General features: G+C 66.5%; 24 protein-coding genes. 12 read left to right on the forward strand and 12 right to left on the reverse strand.

Annotated elements, in window-relative coordinates; all coding sequences use genetic code 11:
* Window positions 1-3: 3 nt before the first annotated feature.
* Both AC6UUM_RS01305 and mscL read right to left on the reverse strand, forming a co-directional pair.
* Window positions 4-792, reverse strand: coding sequence for a bestrophin-like domain (locus AC6UUM_RS01305; RefSeq protein WP_500803547.1), 789 nt, complete (start codon window positions 790-792; stop codon window positions 4-6).
* Window positions 789-1,235 (reverse strand): large conductance mechanosensitive channel protein MscL, encoded by a 447-nt coding sequence (mscL, locus tag AC6UUM_RS01310; protein WP_500803548.1) that lies wholly within the window; start codon window positions 1,233-1,235, stop codon window positions 789-791. Before mscL ends, AC6UUM_RS01305 begins: the two co-directional genes overlap by 4 nt.
* Before the next feature lie 51 nt (window positions 1,236-1,286).
* Between mscL and AC6UUM_RS01315 the strand changes: the two genes are divergently transcribed.
* Genes AC6UUM_RS01315 through AC6UUM_RS01325 form a run of 3 tightly spaced genes read left to right on the forward strand, consistent with a single transcriptional unit; the run spans window position 1,287 to window position 3,467 of the window.
* Entirely contained in the window at window positions 1,287-1,952 is a 666-nt protein-coding gene (locus tag AC6UUM_RS01315; RefSeq protein WP_500803549.1) for a LemA family protein, read from the forward strand.
* A gap of 28 nt (window positions 1,953-1,980) precedes the next feature.
* Complete coding sequence (locus tag AC6UUM_RS01320) at window positions 1,981-2,799, forward strand: TPM domain-containing protein (RefSeq protein WP_500803550.1); 819 nt, start codon at window positions 1,981-1,983, stop codon at window positions 2,797-2,799.
* Complete coding sequence (locus tag AC6UUM_RS01325; RefSeq protein WP_500803551.1) at window positions 2,799-3,467, forward strand: TPM domain-containing protein; 669 nt, start codon at window positions 2,799-2,801, stop codon at window positions 3,465-3,467. Before AC6UUM_RS01320 ends, AC6UUM_RS01325 begins: the two co-directional genes overlap by 1 nt.
* Window positions 3,468-3,476: 9 nt before the next feature.
* Here AC6UUM_RS01325 and AC6UUM_RS01330 read toward each other — a convergent pair whose 3' ends face one another.
* The 6 genes from AC6UUM_RS01330 to ubiA form a co-directional block, all read right to left on the reverse strand.
* Window positions 3,477-4,025 (reverse strand): class I SAM-dependent methyltransferase, encoded by a 549-nt coding sequence (locus tag AC6UUM_RS01330; RefSeq protein WP_500803552.1) that lies wholly within the window; start codon window positions 4,023-4,025, stop codon window positions 3,477-3,479.
* A gap of 11 nt (window positions 4,026-4,036) precedes the next feature.
* On the reverse strand, window positions 4,037-4,648 hold the full coding sequence (locus AC6UUM_RS01335; protein WP_500803553.1) for a glutathione S-transferase family protein: 612 nt from the start codon (window positions 4,646-4,648) through the stop codon (window positions 4,037-4,039).
* Window positions 4,649-4,727: 79 nt separating this feature from the next.
* Complete coding sequence (locus AC6UUM_RS01340) at window positions 4,728-6,218, reverse strand: MFS transporter (protein WP_500803554.1); 1,491 nt, start codon at window positions 6,216-6,218, stop codon at window positions 4,728-4,730.
* Complete coding sequence (locus tag AC6UUM_RS01345) at window positions 6,190-7,020, reverse strand: 3'(2'),5'-bisphosphate nucleotidase CysQ (protein WP_500803555.1); 831 nt, start codon at window positions 7,018-7,020, stop codon at window positions 6,190-6,192. The genes AC6UUM_RS01340 and AC6UUM_RS01345 overlap by 29 nt, the downstream gene beginning before the upstream one ends.
* Before the next feature lie 12 nt (window positions 7,021-7,032).
* Window positions 7,033-8,379, reverse strand: coding sequence for a TldD/PmbA family protein (locus AC6UUM_RS01350; RefSeq protein ID WP_500803556.1), 1,347 nt, complete (start codon window positions 8,377-8,379; stop codon window positions 7,033-7,035).
* A 419-nt stretch (window positions 8,380-8,798) separates the two neighbouring features.
* Complete coding sequence (gene ubiA, locus AC6UUM_RS01355; protein WP_500803557.1) at window positions 8,799-9,731, reverse strand: 4-hydroxybenzoate octaprenyltransferase; 933 nt, start codon at window positions 9,729-9,731, stop codon at window positions 8,799-8,801.
* Here ubiA and AC6UUM_RS01360 point away from each other — a divergent pair.
* Entirely contained in the window at window positions 9,720-10,451 is a 732-nt protein-coding gene (locus AC6UUM_RS01360; RefSeq protein ID WP_500803558.1) for a 16S rRNA (uracil(1498)-N(3))-methyltransferase, read from the forward strand. The two genes, ubiA and AC6UUM_RS01360, sit on opposite strands and share 12 nt — an antisense overlap.
* On the opposite strand, the gene AC6UUM_RS01365 is transcribed toward AC6UUM_RS01360, so the two are convergent.
* Entirely contained in the window at window positions 10,439-11,437 is a 999-nt protein-coding gene (locus tag AC6UUM_RS01365; protein WP_500803559.1) for an NAD(P)H-quinone oxidoreductase, read from the reverse strand. The genes AC6UUM_RS01360 and AC6UUM_RS01365 overlap by 13 nt on opposite strands.
* A 164-nt stretch (window positions 11,438-11,601) precedes the next feature.
* On the opposite strand from AC6UUM_RS01365, the gene AC6UUM_RS01370 reads away from it, so the two are divergent.
* The 3 genes from AC6UUM_RS01370 (at window position 11,602) to AC6UUM_RS01380 (ending at window position 12,866) form a co-directional block, all read left to right on the forward strand.
* On the forward strand, window positions 11,602-12,072 hold the full coding sequence (locus tag AC6UUM_RS01370; RefSeq protein WP_500803560.1) for a MarR family winged helix-turn-helix transcriptional regulator: 471 nt from the start codon (window positions 11,602-11,604) through the stop codon (window positions 12,070-12,072).
* A gap of 86 nt (window positions 12,073-12,158) precedes the next feature.
* Window positions 12,159-12,614: a DUF417 family protein gene (locus AC6UUM_RS01375; protein WP_500803561.1), complete on the forward strand. Its 456-nt coding sequence runs from the start codon at window positions 12,159-12,161 to the stop codon at window positions 12,612-12,614.
* A 54-nt stretch (window positions 12,615-12,668) separates the two neighbouring features.
* The gene (locus AC6UUM_RS01380; RefSeq protein WP_500803562.1) at window positions 12,669-12,866 is read left to right on the forward strand and encodes a DUF1192 family protein; all 198 of its coding nucleotides are present in this window, start codon (window positions 12,669-12,671) and stop codon (window positions 12,864-12,866) included.
* Window positions 12,867-12,869: 3 nt separating this feature from the next.
* Here AC6UUM_RS01380 and AC6UUM_RS01385 read toward each other — a convergent pair whose 3' ends face one another.
* Entirely contained in the window at window positions 12,870-13,841 is a 972-nt protein-coding gene (locus AC6UUM_RS01385) for a lipid A deacylase LpxR family protein (protein WP_500803563.1), read from the reverse strand.
* Window positions 13,842-13,920: 79 nt separating this feature from the next.
* On the opposite strand from AC6UUM_RS01385, the gene AC6UUM_RS01390 reads away from it, so the two are divergent.
* From AC6UUM_RS01390 to AC6UUM_RS01405, 4 genes are all read left to right on the forward strand, one after another.
* The gene (locus AC6UUM_RS01390; RefSeq protein ID WP_500803564.1) at window positions 13,921-14,856 is read left to right on the forward strand and encodes an aminotransferase class IV; all 936 of its coding nucleotides are present in this window, start codon (window positions 13,921-13,923) and stop codon (window positions 14,854-14,856) included.
* On the forward strand, window positions 14,853-15,569 hold the full coding sequence (locus tag AC6UUM_RS01395; RefSeq protein WP_500803565.1) for a sulfotransferase-like domain-containing protein: 717 nt from the start codon (window positions 14,853-14,855) through the stop codon (window positions 15,567-15,569). Before AC6UUM_RS01390 ends, AC6UUM_RS01395 begins: the two co-directional genes overlap by 4 nt.
* A gap of 78 nt (window positions 15,570-15,647) precedes the next feature.
* Window positions 15,648-16,745 carry an acyl-CoA dehydrogenase family protein gene (locus tag AC6UUM_RS01400; RefSeq protein ID WP_500803566.1) on the forward strand — a complete coding sequence of 366 codons (1,098 nt, stop codon included), beginning with the start codon at window positions 15,648-15,650 and terminating at the stop codon, window positions 16,743-16,745.
* Between the two features lie 74 nt (window positions 16,746-16,819).
* Entirely contained in the window at window positions 16,820-18,046 is a 1,227-nt protein-coding gene (locus AC6UUM_RS01405) for an acyl-CoA dehydrogenase family protein (RefSeq protein WP_500803567.1), read from the forward strand.
* A gap of 18 nt (window positions 18,047-18,064) precedes the next feature.
* Here AC6UUM_RS01405 and AC6UUM_RS01410 read toward each other — a convergent pair whose 3' ends face one another.
* Together AC6UUM_RS01410 and AC6UUM_RS01415 are read right to left on the reverse strand one after the other, a co-directional pair.
* Entirely contained in the window at window positions 18,065-18,799 is a 735-nt protein-coding gene (locus AC6UUM_RS01410; RefSeq protein WP_500803568.1) for a phosphatase PAP2 family protein, read from the reverse strand.
* Between the two features lie 100 nt (window positions 18,800-18,899).
* Window positions 18,900-19,643: a phosphatase PAP2 family protein gene (locus AC6UUM_RS01415; protein WP_500803569.1), complete on the reverse strand. Its 744-nt coding sequence runs from the start codon at window positions 19,641-19,643 to the stop codon at window positions 18,900-18,902.
* Window positions 19,644-19,905: 262 nt separating this feature from the next.
* On the opposite strand from AC6UUM_RS01415, the gene clpA reads away from it, so the two are divergent.
* Window positions 19,906-22,254, forward strand: coding sequence for an ATP-dependent Clp protease ATP-binding subunit ClpA (gene clpA / locus AC6UUM_RS01420; protein WP_500803570.1), 2,349 nt, complete (start codon window positions 19,906-19,908; stop codon window positions 22,252-22,254).
* Window positions 22,255-22,364 lie beyond the last annotated feature (110 nt).

Genomic DNA, 22,364 nt, shown 5'->3' on the forward strand with positions numbered 1-22,364 from the left:
GGATCATTTCTGCAGTGTTGGCACCGCGTTGGCAAGCTGTGCAGCCAATTCCACCAGCGCCGATTGATCGACCAGAATGGCGCCATCGGCCGGCCGATCCAGATCAAGGATCAGCATCACGGTCAGCGCCATCAGCACGAACAGCACGCCCGACGCAAAGCGGTGGCGATGGCCATGCGCGGCCAGCACATACCCCAGCAGAAAGCAGGCCACGCTGGCAAAAAACACCAGCAGGATCATAACCTCGCCCGGCACGCGCGCTGCCACCGATTTTTCCCGGGTGGTGCCGGTATCAAGCACGCTGTTGACCGCGGCGACCAGATTGGCGGCGCGGGCACCGTCCAGCCCGGCTTGCGCCAGCACGGTGACGCGCCACACCTGGTCACGCAGGCGCGCGGCCTCCGCCAGTCTCGCGGTTTCGGTGGGCAGTGGGCTGGTCTGCCGCACCTGCGCATAGGCCCGCAACGCCTGTTGCAGGCGCGGGCCATGCGGCGCCGGCACCAGCCCGGCACGCAGCCAGGCGGTGCCGATGTCATTGGCTTCCTGCACCACCAGTTGCCGCCGTTCATCATAGCGGCCCAGCGCCATCGAGAAGGTGAAGCCAAGCAGCAGCGCCAGCACCAACAGTGCGGTGGACAGCACCTGGCTTTCATCTTCGGCCGATCCGCTGCCGCCAAAGCGCCGGTGCAAGCGAAAACCAAGTTCGGACGCGATGAAAAACAGCGCCACCAGCACCGCCGGCACGGCGGCCAGCGGCACGGAATCCAGCAGGCCAGCCAGATTGGAGATCAAATCCGGCCCTTCCGCAATTCGTCGCGGATTTCGGCGAGCAGCGCTTCGGTTGGCGTTGGCGGCGGCGGTTCGGCGGCGGCGGCAGGGGCCGGCGGCGGCGCCATCGCCTTGTTGGCGGCCTTCACCATCAGGAAGATCACCCAGGCGATGATCAGGAAATTCAACAGCGCGGTGAGGAACTTGCCATAGCCGAACAACGCGACCCCGGCCTTTTTCAACGCTTCATAATCGGTGGGGCTGCCGGTGTAGTCAGCCGGGATATGGCCCAGCACCAGGAACAGCCCGGTGAAATCGGTGCCGCCACTGACCAAGCCGATGATCGGCATCACCAGATCTTCGGTGAAGCTGGTGACGATGGAGCCGAACGCCGCGCCGATGATCACTGCCACCGCCAGATCGAGCACGTTGCCGCGCGCGATGAACGCCTTGAATTCCTGAAACACTGGGCCTGCCCCCTTGAATATTCCAACAGCGCACTATCTCATGTCATGCGCATGGTTCACAGTTTGACCACGTCGGCCGCTTTGCGCAAGCCGGCGACCCGCCTGGAGACGTTCGTGAGCAACCGTTATTTCCGCCGACCCGCCGCTTTGGCCGCCCTGGCCGGCACCGCCATGCTGTTGTCCGGCTGCGGCGTGAACACCATTCCCGCCAAGGAAGAGACCGTGAAGGCGCGCTGGGCCGATGTGGAAAACCAGTATCAGCGCCGCGCCGATCTGATCCCTAATCTGGTGGCCACGGTGAAGGGCTTTGCCGCCCAGGAAAAGGACGTGCTGGAAAGCGTGACCAAGGCGCGCGCCAGCGCCACCCAGGTGACGGTGGACCCGACCAAATTGTCGGACCCAAAGCAGCTGGCCGCCTTCGATCAGGCGCAAGGTGCGCTTGGCCAATCGCTCGGCCGCCTGCTGGTGACCGTGGAAAAATACCCGGAATTGAAGTCCAACGAGAATTTCCTGCAATTGCAGAGCCAGTTGGAAGGCACCGAGAACCGCATCACTGTGGCGCGCCGCGATTACAACGGCGCGGTGCAGGATTATAATACCGAAATCCGCACCTTCCCCAGCCTGATCACCGCCAAGGTCATCTATGGCGCCGAACCGATCGCGCCGTTCAAGGCCACGACCGTCAATGCCGACAAGGCACCGGAAGTGAAATTCTGAACCCAAACCTCCCGAAGGGAGATTGTTGATGGCCAACCCCGGCACGATGCGCCGGCTGTCGTTGGTGGCGCTGCTGTTGGCGGCGCTGCTGGCGGTGCTGCAGCTGGCGACGCCTGCAATGGCCGATCCGGTCTATCCCAAGCTGACCGGACGCGTGACCGATGCCGCCGGCGTGTTGCCGCCCGACGTGGCGGCAGCGCTGGAAGCGCGGCTGAAGACGCTGGAGGACACCACCGGCACGCAGCTGGTGGTGGCCACGGTCGCCGATCTCGAAGGCTATGAGATCGAGGATTATGGTGTCGGCCTGCTGCGCGCCTGGGGCATCGGCCAGAAAGGCACCAACAATGGCGCAATCCTGCTGGTGGCGCCGGCGCAACGCAAATTGCGCATCGAGGTCGGCTATGGCCTGGAAGGCACGCTGACCGATGCGGTATCCAGCCAGATCATCCGCCGCACCATCGTGCCGCGCATCAAGGCGGGCGACATGGCCGGCGGCATTGTTGCCGGCAGCGATGCGCTGATCAAGCTGCTGGAGTTGCCGCCCGATCAGCAAAAGCTCGCCGTGGCCAATGCGGCGCAGACGCAAGAGGAGAGCAAGGACCGGCCCGGCGTGGGTGCGCTGGTATGGCTGGCCATCCTGATCATCTGGATTTTCCTGGCGTCGCGTCCCGGCCGGCGTGGCCGCAGCCGTGGCCCGGTGGTGATCTGGGGCCCCGGTATCGGTGGCAGCTGGGGCGGCGGCGGTGGTGGCGGCTGGGGTGGTGGCGGCGGCTTTGGCGGCGGCGGTGGCGGCTTCGACGGTGGCGGCGGTTCCGGTGGTGGCGGCGGCGCCTCGGGAGGCTGGTGATGTTGTTCAACGATACAGATCGCGCCCGCATCGCCCGCGCCATCGCCGATGCCGAAGCCACCACGGCCGGCGAAATCGTGGTGATCGTCAACACGCGGCCGCACCGCTACACCGCGACCATGCTCGCCGCTGCCGTGCTCGCCGCCTTCGTGCTGCCGTTCGGCGCAGTGCTCGCGGATTGGGCGCCTTCGTTGCTGTTCCCGGATTGGGATGTGCTGGATGCCGCCACCCGCGAACGTCACGCCGTGGAAGGCTTTGTTGCGGTGCAGGCCGTGCTGTTCGTCGCCACGCTGGCGTTGGTGGCGGGGCTTCGGCTGGATCGCATCCTGACGCCGCGCCCGCTGCGGCGTGATCGCGTCCATCATGCTGCCATGGTGCAGTTCCGCGCCCGCGGCCTGTCGGCGACGCAGGGGCGCACCGGGCTGCTGCTCTATGTCGATGAACCCGAACATGTGGCCGAAGTGATCGCCGATGATGGCGTGTTCGCGCTGGTGGCTGCCGATGATTGGGCCGATACAATCGCCGCGCTGATCGACGGCATCAAGGCCGGCCGCGCCGCCGATGGCATGGTCGCCGCCATCACCCGCGCCGGCGCTGTCCTGTCCCGTCACCTGCCGCCACACGTCGGCGATGTGAACGAGCTGCCGGATACGTTGATCGAGCTTTAGGCCGTGAACTCACCGCTTGGCGGTGAACACCACGGCGGGCGGCAGATTGCGCGGTTCGATCCGCAGCGACAGATCGGGAAACACCCGCCGCACCTCGGCCAGCCGGGCGGGCGAGTATTGATACCCGATCAGTGCCGCGCCGGGGCCCAACAATTGCGCCGTCGCCGCCAGCACCGCCACGCGCACCGCTTGCGGCATCACACCCAAGGGCAGGCTGGAAATCGCCACGTCGCAGCCGGCCCCAACATGCAGCGCGGCATCGGCGGCCGACACCGCCAGCACAGTCAGCCGTGAATCGGGTATCGTGGTGCGCAGATAATCGGCGAAATCCGGATTGATCTCGAACGCCGTCAGCCTGGCATCGGGGCTCATGCGCGCCAGCATGGCCCGCGTCACCACACCGGTACCCGGCCCATATTCCACCGCGTTGGTCACGCGCGTCCAATCGACGCCATCGAGCAGGCAGCGCACCAGTGCCGGCGAGGCGGGGGCCACCGCGCCAACCCGGCGCGGGTTGGCCAGAAATTGCCGGGCGAACAACAGCGCCGGGCTGGCCATGGCACGCGCGATCAAGCGGCGGCCGACGCGCGCGCGGCAACGCGCTGATGCCAGGCGGGCAGCCACACCAGGCCATCGGGCAGCGGCTGCCCCACCTGCGCACCGAATTCGACGAAGCAGAACAGCAGGATGTCGGCCAGGGTGAAACGATCCCCGCACACAAACTCGCCTGCCATCAGGCCGTCGATCCAGCGCAATTTTTCCGCCGCAATCGCCTTCAGCTCCTCCGCAGCCGCTTCAGACACCAATGTCATGCGCGGTGCGAACATGCGGCGGCCCTGCGAGGCGCGAAAGCCATTGGCCATCGGCTCCACGATGTTCAGATCGATGCGGCGTACCCACATGCGGGTCTGCGCTCGTTGCAGCGCGGTTTCGCCGATCAACGCCGGTTCGGGGTGCAGATCTTCCAGATACTCGGCAATGGCGGTGATCTCGGCGATGATGCTGCCATCGTCGGTTTCCAGCGCCGGGGTGCTGCCAGTCGGGTTGCGCGCGACGAATTCCGCGGTGCGATTCTCGGCCTTCAGAATATCCACGCTGACGCGGTCCAGCGTGATGCCCTTTTCCGCCGCCACCATCCGCACCACGCGCGGATTGGGTCCCACACTGTCGAACAAGCGCATGCCTACCACTTTCGCTGGTTATCCCCTGCGACAGGCATGAGCGCCAGTTGCGCCAGCGTCAAGTCATCACGGGCCAGCCTCAAGTCGCGCTCTGCTTTGCTGCCCCCGCATCCAGCGCCGCCACAATGCGCGCTTGCTCATCCTGTCCGATCGTCCAACCGCGCGCCAGCCAGGCGGCCATGAGCGCAGTGGTGATCGGTGGCATGAGGAACAACAGCACCAGGCCATCGATGGCACTGGCGGTATTGCCGGCGCCCAACTTGGCATCGAAGCCGACCATATCGAGCACGATATAGGCCATCCCCACCGGAATCGCGTAGCCGAGCTTCTGCACCCCCACCAGCACCGCATAATAGAGCCCGGCATTGTTGCGCCCGGTCGCCAGCGTCTCGGCATCGGTGACGTCCGCCAGCATGGCGCGCACCAGAAATGCCGGAGCGACCGCCGGCAGGCCCGCCAGCAACATGCCGGCCGCCGCCGGCCAGAAATCATGCGCCGGCGCCAGCACCAGCGCAGCGTGCAGAACGGCGTAGCTGCCAATCGCCCACGCCACCGCCATATGCTTCGATGTGCGCCGCGCCACCCAGCCCCATAGCGGCGCGCCGATCAGCCCGGCAGCGAAGTAGAACAGCAGGAGCAGCCGCGCCTGAGTCACGCTGAAGCCTCGTGCGGCCTCGAAAAAGAAGATCAGCAGCGCGCCGCCAAAGCCCGGCGGCAGGCTGGCGAACAGATCGATCAGCAGCAGCCGGCGCAGCAGCGGCCGTTTCAAGGCCATGACGATATCGGCCCAGCCGTGCGGATGCTGATGCACGGATTTCTTCTCCGGCACGCCCAGCATGATCGCGGCAAAGGTTGGCACCACCAGCAACAGCAGCACCCAGCCCATGGCGTGCACCCCCAGCGCGGCGGATGGCTCCCAGCCAAAGCGCGGCGCCAGCGCATTGGCCAGCGGCGGCACCGCAAGCAGGCTGATCAACGCCAACATGTTGCCAGCCTGCCACCAACCGAAAATGCGGCTCCGTTCATGATAATCGGTTGAAAGCGCCTGCCCCCAGCTGGTGTGCGAAACCTGCGCCGCCGAAAAGCCGATATAGAGCGTCAACAGCCCAGCGAGGGCGAGCCCCGGCGAAATCCCCGGCGCGGCAAAAAACACCATCGCCAGCCCCAGCGCCATCCCCAACCCGCCGCCCAGCATCCACGGCTTGAAGCGGCCCCAGCGGGTTTCAGTGCGATCGATCCAGTGCCCGAACGCGATGTCGATCGGCAGATCGATCCAGCGCACCGCCGAAAACAGGATGCCCACCATCGCCAGATCCAGCCCCAGCGTGCCGGCATAATAAGGCGGCAGATACACCACCAATGGCAGGCCCACGCCGGTCAAGGGCAAGCAGGGCGCGGCAAAGGCCGCCAGCGTTCGGCGTTTCAACAACATCACGGTCCCTCCCCAGGGCCGCCTGCACTTTGCGGTGTGGGCGCGAGCGGTGCAAGCCTGATGGAAGTGGCGGTGACCCTTGTCTTCACACGCGCGACCCCTCCGTCGCTCAGGCCGCGCTCTTCCGTCTTGCGGCAAACACCTTCAACGCATGGTCCAGCCGCGTCAGCACCTCGCCGTGCAGCGCCGGGGTCGCCGCCGCGATGCCGTGAATGATCGGCGATGGCCGGTTGAACGCCAGTGGCGCGCCGTGGCGATCCGTGGCCAGGCCGCCGGCTTCGGACAGGATCAGCGAACTCGCCGCCACATCCCATTCGGCGATGCTGCGCCCTTCCAGCCAGGCGTCCGCCTCATCGGCCGCGATCATCGCCATGCGCAGTGCCAGGCTGTTGGGCTTGGCGACGATGCGGCCGGGCCAGGGCGAGGGCCAGTAACTGGCGGCGAGGTTGGCCGCGTCGATCGGCAGCCGGACGCCATCGAGCGTGGGCAGGCCGGAAACGCGCAGCGCGCGGCCGTTCAGCACCGCGCCGCCGCCCTGGCTGGCCGCATAAAGCCGCTTCTGTGCCGGGGCGTTCAGCACCGCGACCGTCACCGCGCCATCTTCCACCAGCGCCACCGAAACCGCCCAGCCGGTGCGGCCGCGCAGGAAATCGCGGGTGCCGTCGATGGGATCGACCACCCACACCCGGCGCTTGCCCAAGCGCGCGGCGCTATCGGCGCATTCTTCCGACAGCCAGCCGTCCGCCGGCCGGGCGGCAGCGATCACGCCTTTCAGAAACTGGTTCACCGCCAGATCGGCAGCGCTCACCGGGCTGCCGTCGGCCTTGTCCCAGCGTTCAGGCATTTTGGCGGGGCTCTGGCCGAAATACGCCATGGCGATATCGCCGGCGTCGGCCGCAATTTCGGCGGCGAGCGCCAGATCGGCGCTGCGCTCATCCATGATTTGCGCCGATCAACTGCCGGCCACGGTCATGCCATCCACCCGCAGCGTTGGCGCGTTGCTGGCATGGCGGAAGTGCAGATCATTGGCGGCCGCCAGATTCTGGAACATGGCGACCAGATTGCCGGCAATGGTGATTTCCGCCACAGGGCGGGTGATCTCGCCATTTTCGATCAGGAAGCCGCTCGCCCCGCGGCTGTAATCGCCGGTCAGGCCGTTGACGCCCATGCCGATCAGTTCGGTCACGTAAATGCCCTGCTTGATATCGGCGATCAGTTCGGCCGGGGTGGCGGTGCCGCCTTCCAGATGCAGGTTGCTGGTGCCGGCACCGGGCGGCCCGGACGTGCCGCGGCTGGCATGGCCGGTGGGCGCCAGGCCCAATTGTCGGGCAGAGGCCGAGTCCATCAGCCAGTTGGTGAGCACACCGCGTTCGATGATCGCCGTGCGGTGCGCCGGCAGACCCTCGCCATCAAAGGCGCGGCTGCGCAGGCCGCGCGGGCGCAGCGGATCGTCGATGAGGCTGAGGCCCACGGGCAAGATGGCCTGGCCGAGCTTGTCCTTGAGGAAACTCGTGCCGCGCGCGATGGCGCTGCCGGTGATCGCACCCACGAGATGGCCGAGCAGCGAAGCGGACACACGTGGATCGAACACCACCGGCATGGCGGCGGACGCCAGCTTGAGCGGGTTCAGCCGCGCCACGGCGCGTTCCCCGGCGCGGCGACCAATGGCTTCGGCCGATTCGACATCCGCCAGATAGCGCGCGCTGTGCCAGGCATAATCGCGCTGCATGTCCCCGCCGGTGCCGGCCAAGACGGAGGCCGACAGGCCATGGCTGGTCGAGCGCTTGCCGCCGCGAAAGCCGGTGGAGGTAGCCAGCGCCGTCACCACCAGCCCCGCCGACGCGCCGCCGCCTTCGCTGTTGGTGACGCCGGGCACGCTGCGCGCCGCATCCTCGGCTGCCAGGGCGCGTTCCTTCAGTTCGGCAGCGCTGATTTCGGCGGCATCATGGATATCGAGATCGGGCAGCGCGCCGCTGGCCAGCATCTCGGCCGGCGCCAGGCCGGCATAGGGGTCTTCCGGGGCGAGGCGGGCCATGGCGACGGCGCGCTCGGCGGCTTCGCGCAGGGCGGGAATCGTGAGATCGGAGGAGGAGACGCTGGCCGAGCGGCTGCCGACGAAGACGCGAATGCCGATCTCCTCGCCTTCAGCACGGCCGATATCCTCCAGCTTGCCGAGTCGGACCGACACGGAGGTGGCACCGTCGCCGACATAGAGGGCGTCCGCCGCATCGGCGCCAGCCCCGCGTGCGGCAGCCAAGGCGGCATCAAGGCGGATCAGGGCATCATCGGGATTGAGCATGACTAGGCCGTGAATTCATAAATGGCTGGGGTCGGGATCGTCCGGAGAGGCGATTTGGCGGTTCCGAGCACGCGAAGGCGGGCGTCCACGCCCCCGGCGAGCGGGCACGGGGCCGCCAAATCGCCTCTCCGGACGACCGCGAAGCGGCGACGGCGCTTTTGCCCACTGGCGGCGTCGCGTCGTCGGTTACGATGCGCTGCATCGCGCCCTCCTAGCTCCTTGCCAGTGAACAAAATCACCATCGTCACGACCCCAGTCATTTATGAATTCACGGCCACAGATAGGCAGTGGCCGCCGCACTGTCACGGCCTATTCACGCGCAACTTTGCCGCGTGTGTGCGAGACAGCATGGGCGCCCGCCAGCGCCGGACGAGGATGAGCGCGGGGCTGGGTCCAACCCGGTCCAGCCCCGTAGCCCTTCAGGCCAGCCCGACCGCCGCGCAGGCGGCGACCCACAGCGCACCGGCGGCCCGGTTGCTGCGGAACAGGTGCAAGGCAATATTGGCATCGGTGGCGCGCAATGTGGCCACCTGCCAGGCGAAATGCCCGGCCAGCGGCAGCAGGGCGACCACGGCAAGCCCCGCATTGGCCACCAGATACAGCGCCGCAGCCCACAGGATCAGCGCAGCGGCATAGAAGATCGCCACCCCGGTGCGCGCGCGGCTGCCCAGCGCCCGTGCCGAGCTCTTGATGCCGGCCAGCGCGTCATCCTCCAGATCCTGCAGGGCGTAGATCGTGTCATAGCCCAAGGTCCAGGCGATACCGCCGGCCCACAGCAGCAGCATCGGAAGCGATGGGTCTGCCACCGCCGTCCAGCCGACCAGCGCGCCCCAATTGAAGGTGAGGCCCAGCCACGCTTGCGGCCACCAGGTGATGCGCTTCATGAACGGATAGGCGGCGACCGGGATCAGGCTGGCCAGCGCGATGGCTTGGGCATAGGGGCGCAGTTGCAGCAGCACCACCAGGCCGATCAGCGACAGCGCCACCGCAAAGGCCATGGCCGCCTTCACACTGACCCGGCCGCTCGCCACCGGGCGGTCGCGGGTGCGCTCCACCTGGGCATCGAGATCGCGATCGACGATATCGTTCCACACACAGCCGGCGCCGCGCATCGCGATGCTGCCGATGCCAAACCAGGCAATCAAGGCGGGCTGGTGCGCGATGCCGCCCGACAGCGCCAGCCCGGCAATGCACGGCCAGAACAACAGCCAGGTGCCAGCTGGGCGATCGAGCCGCGCCAGCCGGGCATAGAGCTGCGCACGGTGCGGCAGCCGATCGATCCAGCCCTTGACGGCATCGGGCGTTGCGTTGGCAGAGGCAGGCGGCGTAACCACGGCGCCATGAACGAACATGCGCCTGCCTTGTCAACCACACCGCGCCTTTATGTGGCGGGTGCGCTGGCGGCTGGCGATGTGCTGACGCTGGAGGGGCCCCAGGCGCATTATCTGGGCAGCGTTATGCGCCGGCAGCCGGGCGATTGGGTGCGGCTGTTCAACGGCCATGATGGCGAATGGGCGGCGCAGGTCATGGCGGTGGCGAAACGATCGCTCACGCTCAGCCTCGATCACCAGAGCGTGCCTCAGGAGATCGTGCCCGATTTGTGGCTGTGCGCGGCGCCGCTTAAGAAGGGCCGCATCGACTGGCTGGCGGAAAAGGCCTGCGAGCTTGGCGTGGCGCAGCTGGTGCTGGTGACGACGCAGCGCACCGTGGTGGACAAGCCCAATCTCGATCGGCTGGCCGCGCATATGATCGAGGCGGCCGAACAATGTGGCCGCACCAGCGTGCCGGACATCAGCGCCCCGGTGCCGCTGGAGCGCCTGCTGCGCGAATGGCCAAGCGACCGCGCGCTGATCTTTGCCGACGAAACCGGCGGCATACCGCTGGCCGAGACCAAGGCGCCGGCACCTGCGGCGATCCTGATCGGCCCGGAAGGCGGCTTCACCCCATCCGAACGCGCCGCCATTCGCGCCTGCCCGCAGGGCGTGGCGGTCAGCCTGGGCCCGCGCATCTTGCGCGCCGACACCGCCGCCGTGGCCGCCATCGCGGTCTGGCAGGCGATTCAGGGCAGCTGAAGCACGATCTTGCCGACATGGGTGCCGGCCTCCATGCGCGCATGGGCGGCAGCGGCTTGCGCCAGGGGCAAGACCCTATCGGTCACGGCATGCAGGCGACCGGCTTCGAAGGCGGGCCAGATGGTGCCCTCCAGCGTTTCGGCAATCGCGGTCTTGAAGGCGATGGGCCGCGGGCGCAGCGTTGAACCGGTCAGGGTCAGGCGCTTGCGCATTACCGTGCTGAGGTTGATCTCCGCATTGATGCCGCGCTGGAAAGCGATCGAAAGGTGGCGGCCATCATCGGCCATGCAGGCCAGATTCCTCGGCACATAATCGCCGCCCACCATATCGAGCACCAGATCCACCCCGCGCCCGCCGGTAAAGGCCAGGGCTTCGGCAGCGAAATCCTGCGTGCGGTAATTGATGGCATGGGCGGCGCCGTGCGCCTGAGCGGCGGCGCATTTGTCGTCGCTGCCGCAGGTGGCAATGGCCGTCAGGCCGATTTCCTGCGCCAATTGCAGCGCGGTGATGCCGATGCCGCTGGTGCCGCCGTGAATCAGGATGGTCTCCCCTGCACGCGCGTGGCCGCGGTCCATCACGTTCGACCAGACGGTGAACCAGGTTTCCGGCAGGCCGGCGGCATCGACCATGGCCATGCCGGCCGGCACCGCCAGGCACTGCCCGGCCGGCGCGGCGCAATATTCGGCATAGCCGCCGCCCGCCACCAGCGCACACACGGCATCGCCGATGCGCCAGCGCGTCACCTCTTCACCCACCGCCACCACGGTGCCGGCGATTTCCAGCCCCAATATGCTGGGCGTGCCAGGCGGCATCGGATAGAGACCCAGCCGCTGCAGTACATCGGGGCGATTCACACCGGCTGCCGCCACCTTCACCAGCACCTCCGCCGGCCCCGGTTGCGGCACCGGGCGGGTGACAGGCACCAGCACCTCCGGCCCACCGGGCGCTGCGGGATCGATGGCGGTCATGGTTGCGGGAATGGTCATGCCGGCGAACATGGCAGGGTCAGGGCCGCGGCGGCAAGACAAGATTCAACCGCGCCTGAAGAGCGGCGTGGCCGGCCGCAGCGTCAACGGCCATTGTAGAAGATGCGCAGCGCACATATGTGGCAGGCATGACTCACGCAGATCTTGCCAACCAGCTCGGCGCCTTGGCGCTTGCCCTGTCCGACGACATGCGGGCTGCGGCCGAAGCGGCCGCCGGCGAAAGCGGGCCAGCAGCGGCGGCGCTGGTGCTGATCGGTCATGTCCCGGGCCTGGGCATTGCCGCATTGGCGCACGCGGTCGGCCTGTCGCACCCGGGCGCCGTCAGGCTGGTCGACCGATTGGCCGGTGATGGGCTGATCAGCCGGCGGCCGGACCCGCAAGACGGTCGCGCCGTTTGCCTGCACCTGACGGAAAGCGGGGCACGGCGAGCGGCCAAGGTGCAGAACGCACGGGGAGCGCCGCTCACGGCCTTGGTCGCGGCACTCACCCCGGTTGAGGCGGCAATCCTTGGCGGCGCCGTTGCGCGCTTGCTGATTGCCCGCACCGATAGCGAGGCCGCGGCCCTGCGCCTCTGTCGGCTGTGCGATCATCAATCATGCGGGCGCTGCCCTGTCGACGCTGCGCTCGCCGACTGAATATATGCATCGCGCATATTTCTCTTGCCAACTCGGGTGATTATTTATATGCATAACGCATAGATAATCGTTTGAGGAGACGCGCCATGACCATCACGCCTACCCATATCGAGACCGCCGGCCGCATCGCCATGCGCGGCGCCCTGTTGCTGTTCTTCGTCGGTTTCGGCCTGTACAAATTCACGCCCGAAGAGGCCGCCGCCATCCAGCCGTTAATGGCCAGCAGCCCGTTCTTCAGCTGGCTTTATGATCTGTTCAGCGTGCAAGGCGCGTCGAACGTGATCGGCATTTTCGAGGTCGGCGCGGCGGGCCTGTTGCTGGCGCGGCCCTGGTCGCCACGCGCTGCGCTGGTGGGCAGCGCGATGATCGCGCTGGCGCTGGTCGGCACGCTCAGCTTCCTGTTCACCACGCCGGGCGCCGACGGTGATCTGCAAGGGTTCATCATCAAGGATATCGGCCTGCTCGCGATCGCCATCTGGTCGGCGGGCGAAGCCTGGGGCGCGATGGTCGTATCGCCGCGGCTGCGCCCGGCATTCGCCTGAACCCACCGCACCGATTGTTGACAGAAGTGGCCGCCGCGCGTCAGCGTGGCGGCCATGTTTGACGAAGCCGATCTGCCGAAACGCAAAGCCGACCTGCTCGCCGATCTGGCGCGCGAAGATCTCGATCGCCTGTCGATCGCGGAGCTGGACGCCCGCATCGCAGCGCTGGAGGCCGAACTGGCGCGCAGCCGCAGCAAACGTAGCGGGGCCGCCGCGTTTCGCGCCGCCGCCGATTCGCTGTTCCGCAAATAGCGCCTAGAGGCGAACCGCCACCACCAGACTGCCATAGCGGTGGATGCCGCGCTGGCCGGCGAACTCGCGGCTGCGCCAATTGTGCAGGTAAGAAAACTGCACGCCGCGCCAGCGGGCGACCAGGCCAGCCCGGGCTTCGCCGACCAGCGCCTCGCGCACGGCGCCGCGGCCAGCAGTGAAGCTGTTGCCATCGATGAACAGATTGCGCGCCACCGCGCGGCCATTGACGCCGGCGACCAGATGCACGGTCATGCGCCGCGATTCGGGGATGCCCGGCACGCCCGATTGCACCGGATCAATGGCACCGGGCAGCAGGTCGCTGAGCCCGGCCCCGATGCGGAGCGTGGCGCCGGCCTCGGCCTGGACAAGCACATTGCCCAGCGCCCCGCCGGCATGGGGCGTCAGATCGACCTGCCGGCCACCGAATCGCCAGCCGCGTCGCCAGGCCAGATTCACCGCCGGTTCGGTCCCCAATTGGGTTTCCCACCCCTGCGGCCGGGAGAAGCCACCGATGCGGTGTACCAGCCTTTGTGTCTCGCCGGCCAGCGAGGCCGGGCCGATGATGCCGAGCGTCAGGGTCAGCTGATCGATGCGCTGCGCCCCCGTATCGGGGCGCGGCGCGAGGGCGGTGTATCCCATGCTCAGCGCCGTGATGCCGGCATAGGGCCGATCACCGGGGGCCGGCCGCGGCCGATCGATGCTGAACGGCACGAACATCAGCTGCGACAGGCCGGTTTCCGGGATCAGCGTGGCGCCCGGCGCAAACACCGGCAGGCGATCGAGGCCGATGCCGCCCCAAAACGGCCGGCTGCCTGGGCTGCCGCGCAGCGCAAAGCGCGTGCCGTGGGTGTAATAGCGATCGGTGCGTTGATAGCTGAAATTGTCATTGTCCAGTGCCATCGCCAGCACCGGTCGATCCTCGTTGGCCGCGGCCGGGGCCGCCAGCAACACGGCCAGTGCGATCATCCTGTTCATGGCAACTCCGATCCGCAGTGCAGCTTGCCATGGCGATGCCGACAGGACAATTGATGGGTACAACACCGGCGGAGGCATTATGGCCCAAGGCACCCATGATTTCATTCCCGATCCGCGCAACGAGACCATCTTGATCAACGTCAATGGCCAGTTGCTGCGCCGCGCCGAGGCGATGGTGAGCGTGTTCGATTCGGGCTTCATGCTGGGCGATGGCGTTTGGGAAGGCCTGCGCGTCCATGCCGGGCGTATCGCGTTCCTCGATCAGCATCTCGATCGGTTGTGGGAAGGCGCCAAGGCGATCTTCATGGACATCGGCATCAGCCGGGCCGATCTGGAACGGCGGCTGTACGCCACCATCGATGCCAATGGCATGACCGCCTGCCACATCCGCCTGATGGTGACGCGGGGGCTGCGATCGACTCCTTATCAGGATCCGCGCGTGGTGGTGTCGCCCGCCACCATCGTCATCATCGCCGAGCACAAGGACCCGTTGCCCAGCACCATCGAACGCGGCATCCGCCTCGCCACCGTGCATGTGCGCCGTGGAGCACCGGACGTGCAGGACCCGAAGCTGAACAGCCACAGCAAGCTCAACTGCATCACCGCCTGCATCCAGGCCACCCAGGCCGGCGCCGACGAGGCGCTGATGCTGGATCCCCATGGCTTTGTCGCCACCTGCAATTCGACGCATTTCTTCATCGTGAAGCGCAATCGGCATGGGCAGGCAGAGGTGTGGACCAGCAGCGGCGATTATTGCCTGGCCGGCATCACCCGCGGCAATGTGATCGCGCTGTGCGAGGATCATGGCATCCCGGTGTATCAACGCAATTTCTCGCTGACCGATGTCTATTCGGCCGATGAAGCGTTCGTCACCGGCACCTTTGCTGGCGTCGTGCCGGTGACCAGCATTGATGGCCGCCAACTGACGGAAGCGCGTGGGGCCATGGTGGAGCGATTGCAGGGCCTGTACCGCGCGCTGATCGAGGCGGATGTGGCTGCGCGGGGGCGGCCGTGACCCTTCCTATCGCGATGTGGTCGGGGCCGCGCAATCTTTCGACCGCGATGATGCGCAGTTTCGGCAGCCGCGCCGACACGCATGTCAGCGACGAGCCCTATTACGGTGCCTATCTGCAGCACACCGGCGATGATCACCCGATGGCGGAGGCCGTGATCGCCGACATGGATTGCGACTGGCACAGCGTGACGGCGGCGCTGTCCGGCCCCTGCGATCGGCCGGTCTGGTATCAGAAACATATGGTGCACCACATGGTCGGGGAGATCGGGTTGCGCGATCTGAAGGGCTTTACACACGCCTTCCTGATCCGTGCGCCGGAACGGGTGATCGCCTCCTATGCCGAAAAGCGCGAGGTGGTGACGGCCGAAGGCCTCGGCTTCGCCAAGCAGCGCGCCTGGTTCGAGGCAGAGGCGGACCGGCTGGGCCACGCGCCGCCCGTGGTCGATTCGGCTGACGTGCTCGCTGATCCGGCGGGCACGCTTGCCCGACTCTGCACCGCGCTGGGCATCGCATGGGACGCGGCCATGCTGCACTGGCCGGCTGGCCCACGCACGACCGATGGTGTTTGGGCGCCGCACTGGTATGGCCGGGTGCTGGCCTCCACCGGCTTTGATGGCCGCGAAGAGCCGCTGCCGGTGCTGCACGGCGAGGCGGCGCGGGTTCGCGACGCCTGCGCGCCGCATCATGAGCATCTCGCCCGCTTCAAATTGTGACAGCGGGTCAAAAGCGACAGGTTGCCCGATGCTGACGCGCGCGTAATCTTGGCCGCGAACAAATTGCGAGAGGCCGCCATGAATTTCGATTTTTCCGATGAAGCCAAGGCACTCGGCGAGCAGGCGACGAGGCTGTTTGCCGAAAAGGCCGGCACCGGCCCGGCCCGCAAGGCGATGGCGGCTGACGCGCCAGCCATGGACGCTGCGCTATGGGCCGAAATCGCCGAACTCGGCTGGACCGCCGCCCGCGTGCCGGAAGACCACGGTGGCCTGGGCCTGACCATCGAAGAGACCGCCCAATTGGCGCAGGCCGCTGGCGGCGCGCTGGCGCATGTGCCGCTGGTCTCTACCCTGCTTGCCACCGAGGCGCTGGTGCTGGCCGGTTCAGCCGAACAGCAGGCCAAGTGGCTGCCCGGCATTGCCAGCGGCGCGGTGATCGCCACCGTGGCGTGGAGCGAGCCGGGCGCGGTGAACCCGGCGACGGTGAAGACCGCGGCGAGCAGCAGCGGCCTGACCGGCGTGAAGCAGCCGGTGCCCGATCTGGCGGTGGCGCATCTGGCCATTGTGGTGGCGGCCGGAGAAGATGGCCCGTCGCTATATCTGGTCGATCTGAAGGATGCCGGCACGGCGGCGGTGGAAACGCTCGATCTGGTGCGCCGGCACGGCACGCTGACGCTGAACAACACGCCGGCCGAAGCCTTGGGCGATGCGGGCGCCTATCAGGATTGGCTCGATCGTGCCGCCGTCATCCTGGCCTATGAAGCCATCGGCACGGCGGCCGCCGCCATGGCGATGAGTGTGGATTATGCCAAGACCCGCGTCGCCTTCGGCCAGAAGATCGGCCGCTACCAGTCGGTCAAGCACAAATGTGCGGACATGTATATCAAGCTGGAACTGGCGCGTGCCCATGCCCTGCACGGCCTCGCCATGATCGGCACCAACGGCGCCGAACTGCCGCAGGCCGCCGCTGCGGCGCGCGTCGCCAGCCTGGATGCGCTGGCCTTCTGCGCGGAAGAAAATGTCCAGCTGCACGGCGGCATCGGCTTCACCTGGGAAAGCGACTGCCAGTTCTATTATCGCCGCAATCGCACCCTGGTGGCGGCGCTCGGCCCGCGCGGCTGGTGGGCCGAACGGCTGGTTCGCGCGCTGGAGCAGCGCAACCGCCCAGCGGCTTGAGGTTTGGCGTGACGTTTCGCGCGCTCGACAAGCGCGCCGGGTGATTGAAGATACCCTGCAACGGGAGAGTGACCATGGATTTCAACGACAATGCCCACGAAGCCGAATTTCGCGCCAAGGTGCGGGCATGGCTGGAAGACGCCGCCGCCGATTATCGCGATCCGCCGCCGGAAGGCATGAAGCTGCCGGAGTTCATCGCGCGATCAAAGGCGTGGCAGGCGAAGAAGCATGCCGCCGGCTATACCGGCATCACCTGGCCGACCATGTTCGGCGGCCAGGGCCTGACGCCGATGCACTCGATCATCTATGGCCAGGAAGAAAGCCGCTTCCACGTGCCGTCGGGCCTCTATTCCATCGGCCTTGGCATGTGCATCCCCACCGTGTTCACCCACGGCCAGCCCGAAGTCATCCAGCGCTATGTGCCCAAGGCGCTGCTGGGGGAGGAAGTCTGGTGCCAGCTGTTCTCCGAACCCGCCGCAGGTTCCGATCTGGCCGGCATCCGCACCAAGGCTGTGCGGGACGGCGACGAATGGGTGATCGATGGCCAGAAAGTGTGGACCAGCTTTGCCCACGCCTCCGATTTCGGCATCGTTGTCACCCGCACCGATCCGTCCCTGCCCAAGCACAAGGGCCTGACCATGTTCATCGTCGATATGAAGGCGCCGGGCGTGACGGTGAAGGGCATCAAGCAGATGTCTGGCGGCAGCGATTTCAACGAAGTCTTCTTCGACGGCGTGCGCGTGAAGGACACGCACCGGCTGGGCGCGGTGGGCGATGGCTGGAAGGTGGCGCTGACCACGCTGATGCACGAGCGCCTCGCGGTGGGCGGCAAGCCGCGTTATGCGCCGGGTTATGAAACGCTGATCAAGCTGGCCAAGGGGGTCGATGCCCCCGATGGCAATCCGGCGATTGCCGCGAGCGACGTGCGCCAGAAGATCGCCCAGACCTATATCAACGACCAGGGCATCAAGCTGACCCAGATGCGGGCGCTCTCCGCCCTGTCGAAGGGCCAGGTGCCAGGGCCGGAACAGTCGATTTCCAAGGTGGTGGTGGCCAAGACCATGCAGGATCTGGCCAGCTTTACGCTCGACATGGCCGGCGGTGATGGCTTTGTGGCCGGCGCCGATGCCGATCCGGAACTGGCCAAGTTGCAAGGCAGCTATATCGGTTCGGCCGGCCTGCGCATTGCCGGCGGGACGGACGAAATCCTGCGCAACATCATCGCCGAACGCGTGCTCGGCCTGCCGGGTGACATGCGGCCGGACAAGGACACGCCGTTCAACCAGGCGGTGCCGGCCTGAAGCGGTTGGCCCGGCGGCTCACGCTGCCGGGCAGCCCTCCGGCACCGGCGCGAGCATCAATTCGCTGCGGGCTTTCAAAAGATCGGCCTTGTAATCGGCGGTGTCGGCGATCTGCTGATACAGCGCCGTCGCCAGCAGCCGGCCGCCGGTGACGTCTGATGCCCAGTGCACCCGGCAGGCAACGCGCAGATCGCCGGTCGCCTTGCCGAATTTCAGCACTTCGGCGCTCCGTTCGCCGCGCACATCGGCCAGGATCAGCCCCCACAGCCAGCCGACCGCTGAATGGCCCGACGGATAGGCAAAACCCAGCCGCTTGCCGCCATCCACGGCAGATTCGGGATCGCAGGCCTTGCCCTTATCGGTGGTGAAGGGCCGCGGCCGTTTGTAATAATCCTTGGCCGCCGTGACAGCGCGCGACAGATCGGCGCCGGCGCGGATCAGCAGGGTCATGGTGGCGGGGGTCGTCTTGCTGTTGATGGTGGCGCCCACCGCGCAGGCCACCGCCTTCTGATATTCGGCGCTGGCTATGCCGAGCTGGCCTTGCGCCTTGCGCCAGTCGGGGCCGCCGATGCCGCGCCGGCTGTCGCGATACAGATATTGATCGGCCCTGGCTTCGCTGCTGCCGGCATCGGGCGGCGGCGGCAACAGGCGCAGCAGCGACAAGAGCGGACGATCCGCGACATAGCCGGTCAGCGGCGATGGTGTGGCCGGCTGGACCTGCATGATCGTGGCTTGCGGTGCAGGCTGGGCCATCACCGGGGTCGCGGCCAACAGCAGGACGGAAAAACAAATTCGCATGCTTGTCTCCTAGGCCCACCACCATGGCCCGCGCGCCGCGCCGGCGCAAACCGGTTCAGCAATTGGCAGGCGGCACCGCTCCGACCAGTTCGGCCTTTGCCTTGCGCAGATCGGCCTTGTAGGCCGGCGTCGCCGCGATCAGCTTGTAAAGCGTGCCAGCCAATTGCGCGCCGGCCGCAATATCGGATTGCCAGTGCACGCGGCAGGCAACCCGCAGATCACCGGTCACCTTGCCGAAAGCCAGCGCTTCGGCGCGGCGCTCTGGCACCATGTCGGCCAGGATCAGGCCCCACAACATGCCCGTGGTGGCGTGGCCGGAAGGGTAGGAATAACCCATCCTGATCCCATTGTTCCGGGCGCTTTCCGGGTCGCAGGCGCGCCCGCCATCGGTGGTGAAGGGGCGCCGGCGCTGAAAATAATCCTTGGCCCGGGCCGCGACCGGTTGCGCATCCGCCGCAGCCCGCGCCAGCACGGCGGTCACCACCGGTGGCGTGTCTGCCCCGATCGTCGCGCCGATGGCGCAGGACAATTGTTGACGAAAGCTGCCGGAATTCGTCGAAAGCTGGGCAATCGCGCGCTGCCACGCAGCATTGCCGATGCCGCTGGCCGATTGGCGATAACGCTCGCGGTCGGCCCGGTCGGCGGCGCTGCCCGGCGCCGGCGGTTCGGGCATTTGCGGCACCAGGGCCTTCGCCTGATCGGGTTGCAGATAGCCGACGACATCCTCGCGCGCGGCGGCTGGCGTGGTGCCCAGCAGGGTGGCGCCGAACAGGGCGGCGATCAGAATGCGGCGTCGCACGATGGGTTCTCCCGATGATCAATGACGGTGCATGATGCTGTATCAGCGGCTGATTTGGCCAGTGGCAATTTCCAGCGGTCGCGGTCCACCAATTGGTGCGCCCCCACCTGCGCGGCGATGCCACATACAATAATCGCGCTGGTGGCCGTTTGCCCCTTGATGTTTGCCAATGCGAGGCAGACATTCCACCAAGGCCGCGCAACAGGCCCGGCCGGCAAACGGTGCGTCTTCGTCCCACGAAGGCGGCGCCCCGGAGAATTTGATGCCTTCGTTCACGCGCGAACTCGAAAAGACCCTGCACAATGCGCTGGCCGAAGCTGCCCGCCGCACCCATGAATATGCCACGCTGGAACATCTGCTGCTGGCGCTGACCACCGACAATCACGCGGCCCAGGTGATGAAGGCCTGCAATGTCGAGCTGGAAGAATTGCAGAGCCAGTTGATTCGCTATCTCGATACCGAGCTGTCGGCCCTGAAGGCCGATTCCAGCGTCGATCCGTCGCCCACCGCCGGGTTCCAGCGCGTGGTGCAGCGCGCCATCCTGCATGTGCAATCCAGCGGCCGCGAGGAAGTGACTGGCGCCAACGTGCTGGTCGCGCTGTTTTCCGAACGCGAAAGCCATGCCGTGTTCTTCCTGCAGCAGCAGGACATGACCCGCCTGGATGCGGTGAGCTTCATCAGCCACGGCATTGCCAAATCCGGCCAATCCGAAGCCAAGCCGCCAAAGGGCTCGGCTGGCGGCAATGAACGCGAGGAGCCGGAGGAAAAGCCGGCCAAGGCCGAAAAGGCCGAGAAAAAGGGCAATGAAAGCGCCCTCAAGCAATTCACGGTCAATTTGAATGAGAAGGCCAAGCTGGGCAAGGTCGATCCGCTGATCGGCCGCGGCCCAGAGGTTGATCGCACCATCCAGATCCTGTGCCGGCGGTCCAAGAACAACCCGCTTTATGTCGGCGATCCCGGCGTCGGCAAGACGGCGATCGCCGAAGGCCTGGCGCGCAAGATCGTCGAAGGCCAGGTGCCCGACGTGCTGTTGCCCGCCGTGATCTACAGCCTCGACATGGGCGCATTGCTGGCCGGCACGCGCTATCGTGGCGATTTCGAAGAGCGGTTGAAGAATGTCGTGAACGAGCTGGAAAAGCTGCCGCACGCCGTGCTGTTCATCGATGAAATCCACACGGTGATCGGCGCAGGGGCCACCAGCGGCGGGGCCATGGATGCCTCCAACCTGCTGAAGCCCGCGCTGTCATCCGGTGCGATCCGCTGCATCGGTTCGACCACCTACAAGGAGTTCCGCAACCACTTCGAAAAGGATCGCGCCCTGCTGCGCCGCTTCCAGAAGATCGACGTGAACGAGCCGAGCGTGGAAGACGCCATCAAGATCCTGATGGGGTTGCGCGCCAGCTATGAAGAGCATCACAAGCTGAAATACACGCCGGATGCCATCAAGGCGGCGGTCGAGCTGTCGGCGCGCTACATCAACGATCGCAAGCTGCCCGACAAGGCCATCGATGTGATCGACGAGACCGGCGCGTCACAGATGCTGTTGCCCGAAAGCCGTCGCCGCAAGGTGATCGGCGTGAAGGAAGTGGAAGCGGTGATCGCCACCATGGCGCGGATTCCGCCGAAGAGCGTTTCCAGCGACGACAAGGCGCAACTGGCCACGCTGGAAGCCGATCTGAAGCGGGTGGTGTTCGGCCAGGATGCCGCCATCGACAAGCTGGCCAGCGCCATCAAGCTGGCGCGTGCCGGCCTGCGCGAAGCCAACAAGCCGATCGGCAGCTATTTGTTCAGCGGCCCGACCGGCGTCGGCAAGACCGAAGTGGCCAAGCAATTGGCGCATATCCTGGGCATTCCGCTCACCCGCTTCGACATGTCGGAATATATGGAACGCCACTCGGTCAGCCGCCTGATCGGGGCGCCGCCGGGCTATGTCGGCTTCGATCAGGGCGGCCTGCTCACCGATGCTGTCGATCAGCAGCCACATTCGGTGCTGTTGCTCGACGAGATCGAGAAGGCCCACCCGGATCTGTTCAACATCCTGCTGCAGGTGATGGACAACGGCAAATTGACCGACCACCACGGCAAGACGGTCGATTTCCGCAACATCATCCTGATCATGACCACCAACGCCGGTGCGGCCGACATGGCCCGCGAAGGCATCGGCTTTGGCTCGACCAACCGCATCGGGGAGGACGAGGAAGCGATCAAGAAGATGTTCAGCCCGGAATTCCGCAACCGGCTGGATGCCATCGTGCCGTTCGCCTATCTGCCGCCGTCGGTGGTGGCGATGGTGATCGACAAGTTCGTGCTGCAACTCGAAGTGCAGCTCGCCGATCGCGATGTGCACATCAGCCTGACCGAGGACGCCAAGGCCTGGCTGATCGAACGCGGCTATGACCGGCTCTATGGCGCTCGCCCGATGGGCCGCCTGATCCAGGAGAAGATCAAGCAGCCGCTCGCCGAAGAACTGCTGTTCGGCAAGCTGGTCGGCGGCGGCGAAGTGCGCGTGCACATGAAGGACAATGAACTGGCCTTCGAGATCGTCTCGGCCGTGAAGAAGCCCAAGGCCAAGAAGGCGCCCAAGGCCTTGCCGGCCCCGAACGAAGCCTGATCGCAAAGGTTGATCACGGGGCCTGATCACGGGGCCTGATCAGCGCGAAAACCAAAAGCGGGCGGTGCCATCCGGCGCCGCCCGCTTTTGGTGGGCGCTTCGGTATCGCA

It is taken from the genome of Sandarakinorhabdus sp., assembly GCF_987265915.1.

Excerpts from the sequence above, each read along its gene's own strand:
- AC6UUM_RS01315 (WP_500803549.1), top strand. The coding sequence starts at position 1,287 with ATGGTTCACAGTTTGACCACGTCGGCCGCTTTGCGCAAGCCGGCGACC.
- AC6UUM_RS01320 (WP_500803550.1), top strand. The coding sequence starts at position 1,981 with ATGGCCAACCCCGGCACGATGCGCCGGCTGTCGTTGGTGGCGCTGCTG.
- AC6UUM_RS01325 (WP_500803551.1), top strand. The coding sequence starts at position 2,799 with ATGTTGTTCAACGATACAGATCGCGCCCGCATCGCCCGCGCCATCGCC.
- AC6UUM_RS01330 (WP_500803552.1), bottom strand. The coding sequence starts at position 4,025 with ATGGCCAGCCCGGCGCTGTTGTTCGCCCGGCAATTTCTGGCCAACCCG.
- AC6UUM_RS01335 (WP_500803553.1), bottom strand. The coding sequence starts at position 4,648 with ATGCGCTTGTTCGACAGTGTGGGACCCAATCCGCGCGTGGTGCGGATG.
- AC6UUM_RS01345 (WP_500803555.1), bottom strand. The coding sequence starts at position 7,020 with ATGGATGAGCGCAGCGCCGATCTGGCGCTCGCCGCCGAAATTGCGGCC.
- AC6UUM_RS01350 (WP_500803556.1), bottom strand. The coding sequence starts at position 8,379 with ATGCTCAATCCCGATGATGCCCTGATCCGCCTTGATGCCGCCTTGGCT.
- AC6UUM_RS01360 (WP_500803558.1), top strand. The coding sequence starts at position 9,720 with ATGAACGAACATGCGCCTGCCTTGTCAACCACACCGCGCCTTTATGTG.
- ubiA (WP_500803557.1), bottom strand. The coding sequence starts at position 9,731 with ATGTTCGTTCATGGCGCCGTGGTTACGCCGCCTGCCTCTGCCAACGCA.
- AC6UUM_RS01365 (WP_500803559.1), bottom strand. The coding sequence starts at position 11,437 with ATGACCATTCCCGCAACCATGACCGCCATCGATCCCGCAGCGCCCGGT.
- AC6UUM_RS01375 (WP_500803561.1), top strand. The coding sequence starts at position 12,159 with ATGACCATCACGCCTACCCATATCGAGACCGCCGGCCGCATCGCCATG.
- AC6UUM_RS01380 (WP_500803562.1), top strand. The coding sequence starts at position 12,669 with ATGTTTGACGAAGCCGATCTGCCGAAACGCAAAGCCGACCTGCTCGCC.
- AC6UUM_RS01385 (WP_500803563.1), bottom strand. The coding sequence starts at position 13,841 with ATGAACAGGATGATCGCACTGGCCGTGTTGCTGGCGGCCCCGGCCGCG.
- AC6UUM_RS01390 (WP_500803564.1), top strand. The coding sequence starts at position 13,921 with ATGGCCCAAGGCACCCATGATTTCATTCCCGATCCGCGCAACGAGACC.
- AC6UUM_RS01400 (WP_500803566.1), top strand. The coding sequence starts at position 15,648 with ATGAATTTCGATTTTTCCGATGAAGCCAAGGCACTCGGCGAGCAGGCG.
- AC6UUM_RS01405 (WP_500803567.1), top strand. The coding sequence starts at position 16,820 with ATGGATTTCAACGACAATGCCCACGAAGCCGAATTTCGCGCCAAGGTG.
- AC6UUM_RS01410 (WP_500803568.1), bottom strand. The coding sequence starts at position 18,799 with ATGGCCCAGCCTGCACCGCAAGCCACGATCATGCAGGTCCAGCCGGCC.
- clpA (WP_500803570.1), top strand. The coding sequence starts at position 19,906 with ATGCCTTCGTTCACGCGCGAACTCGAAAAGACCCTGCACAATGCGCTG.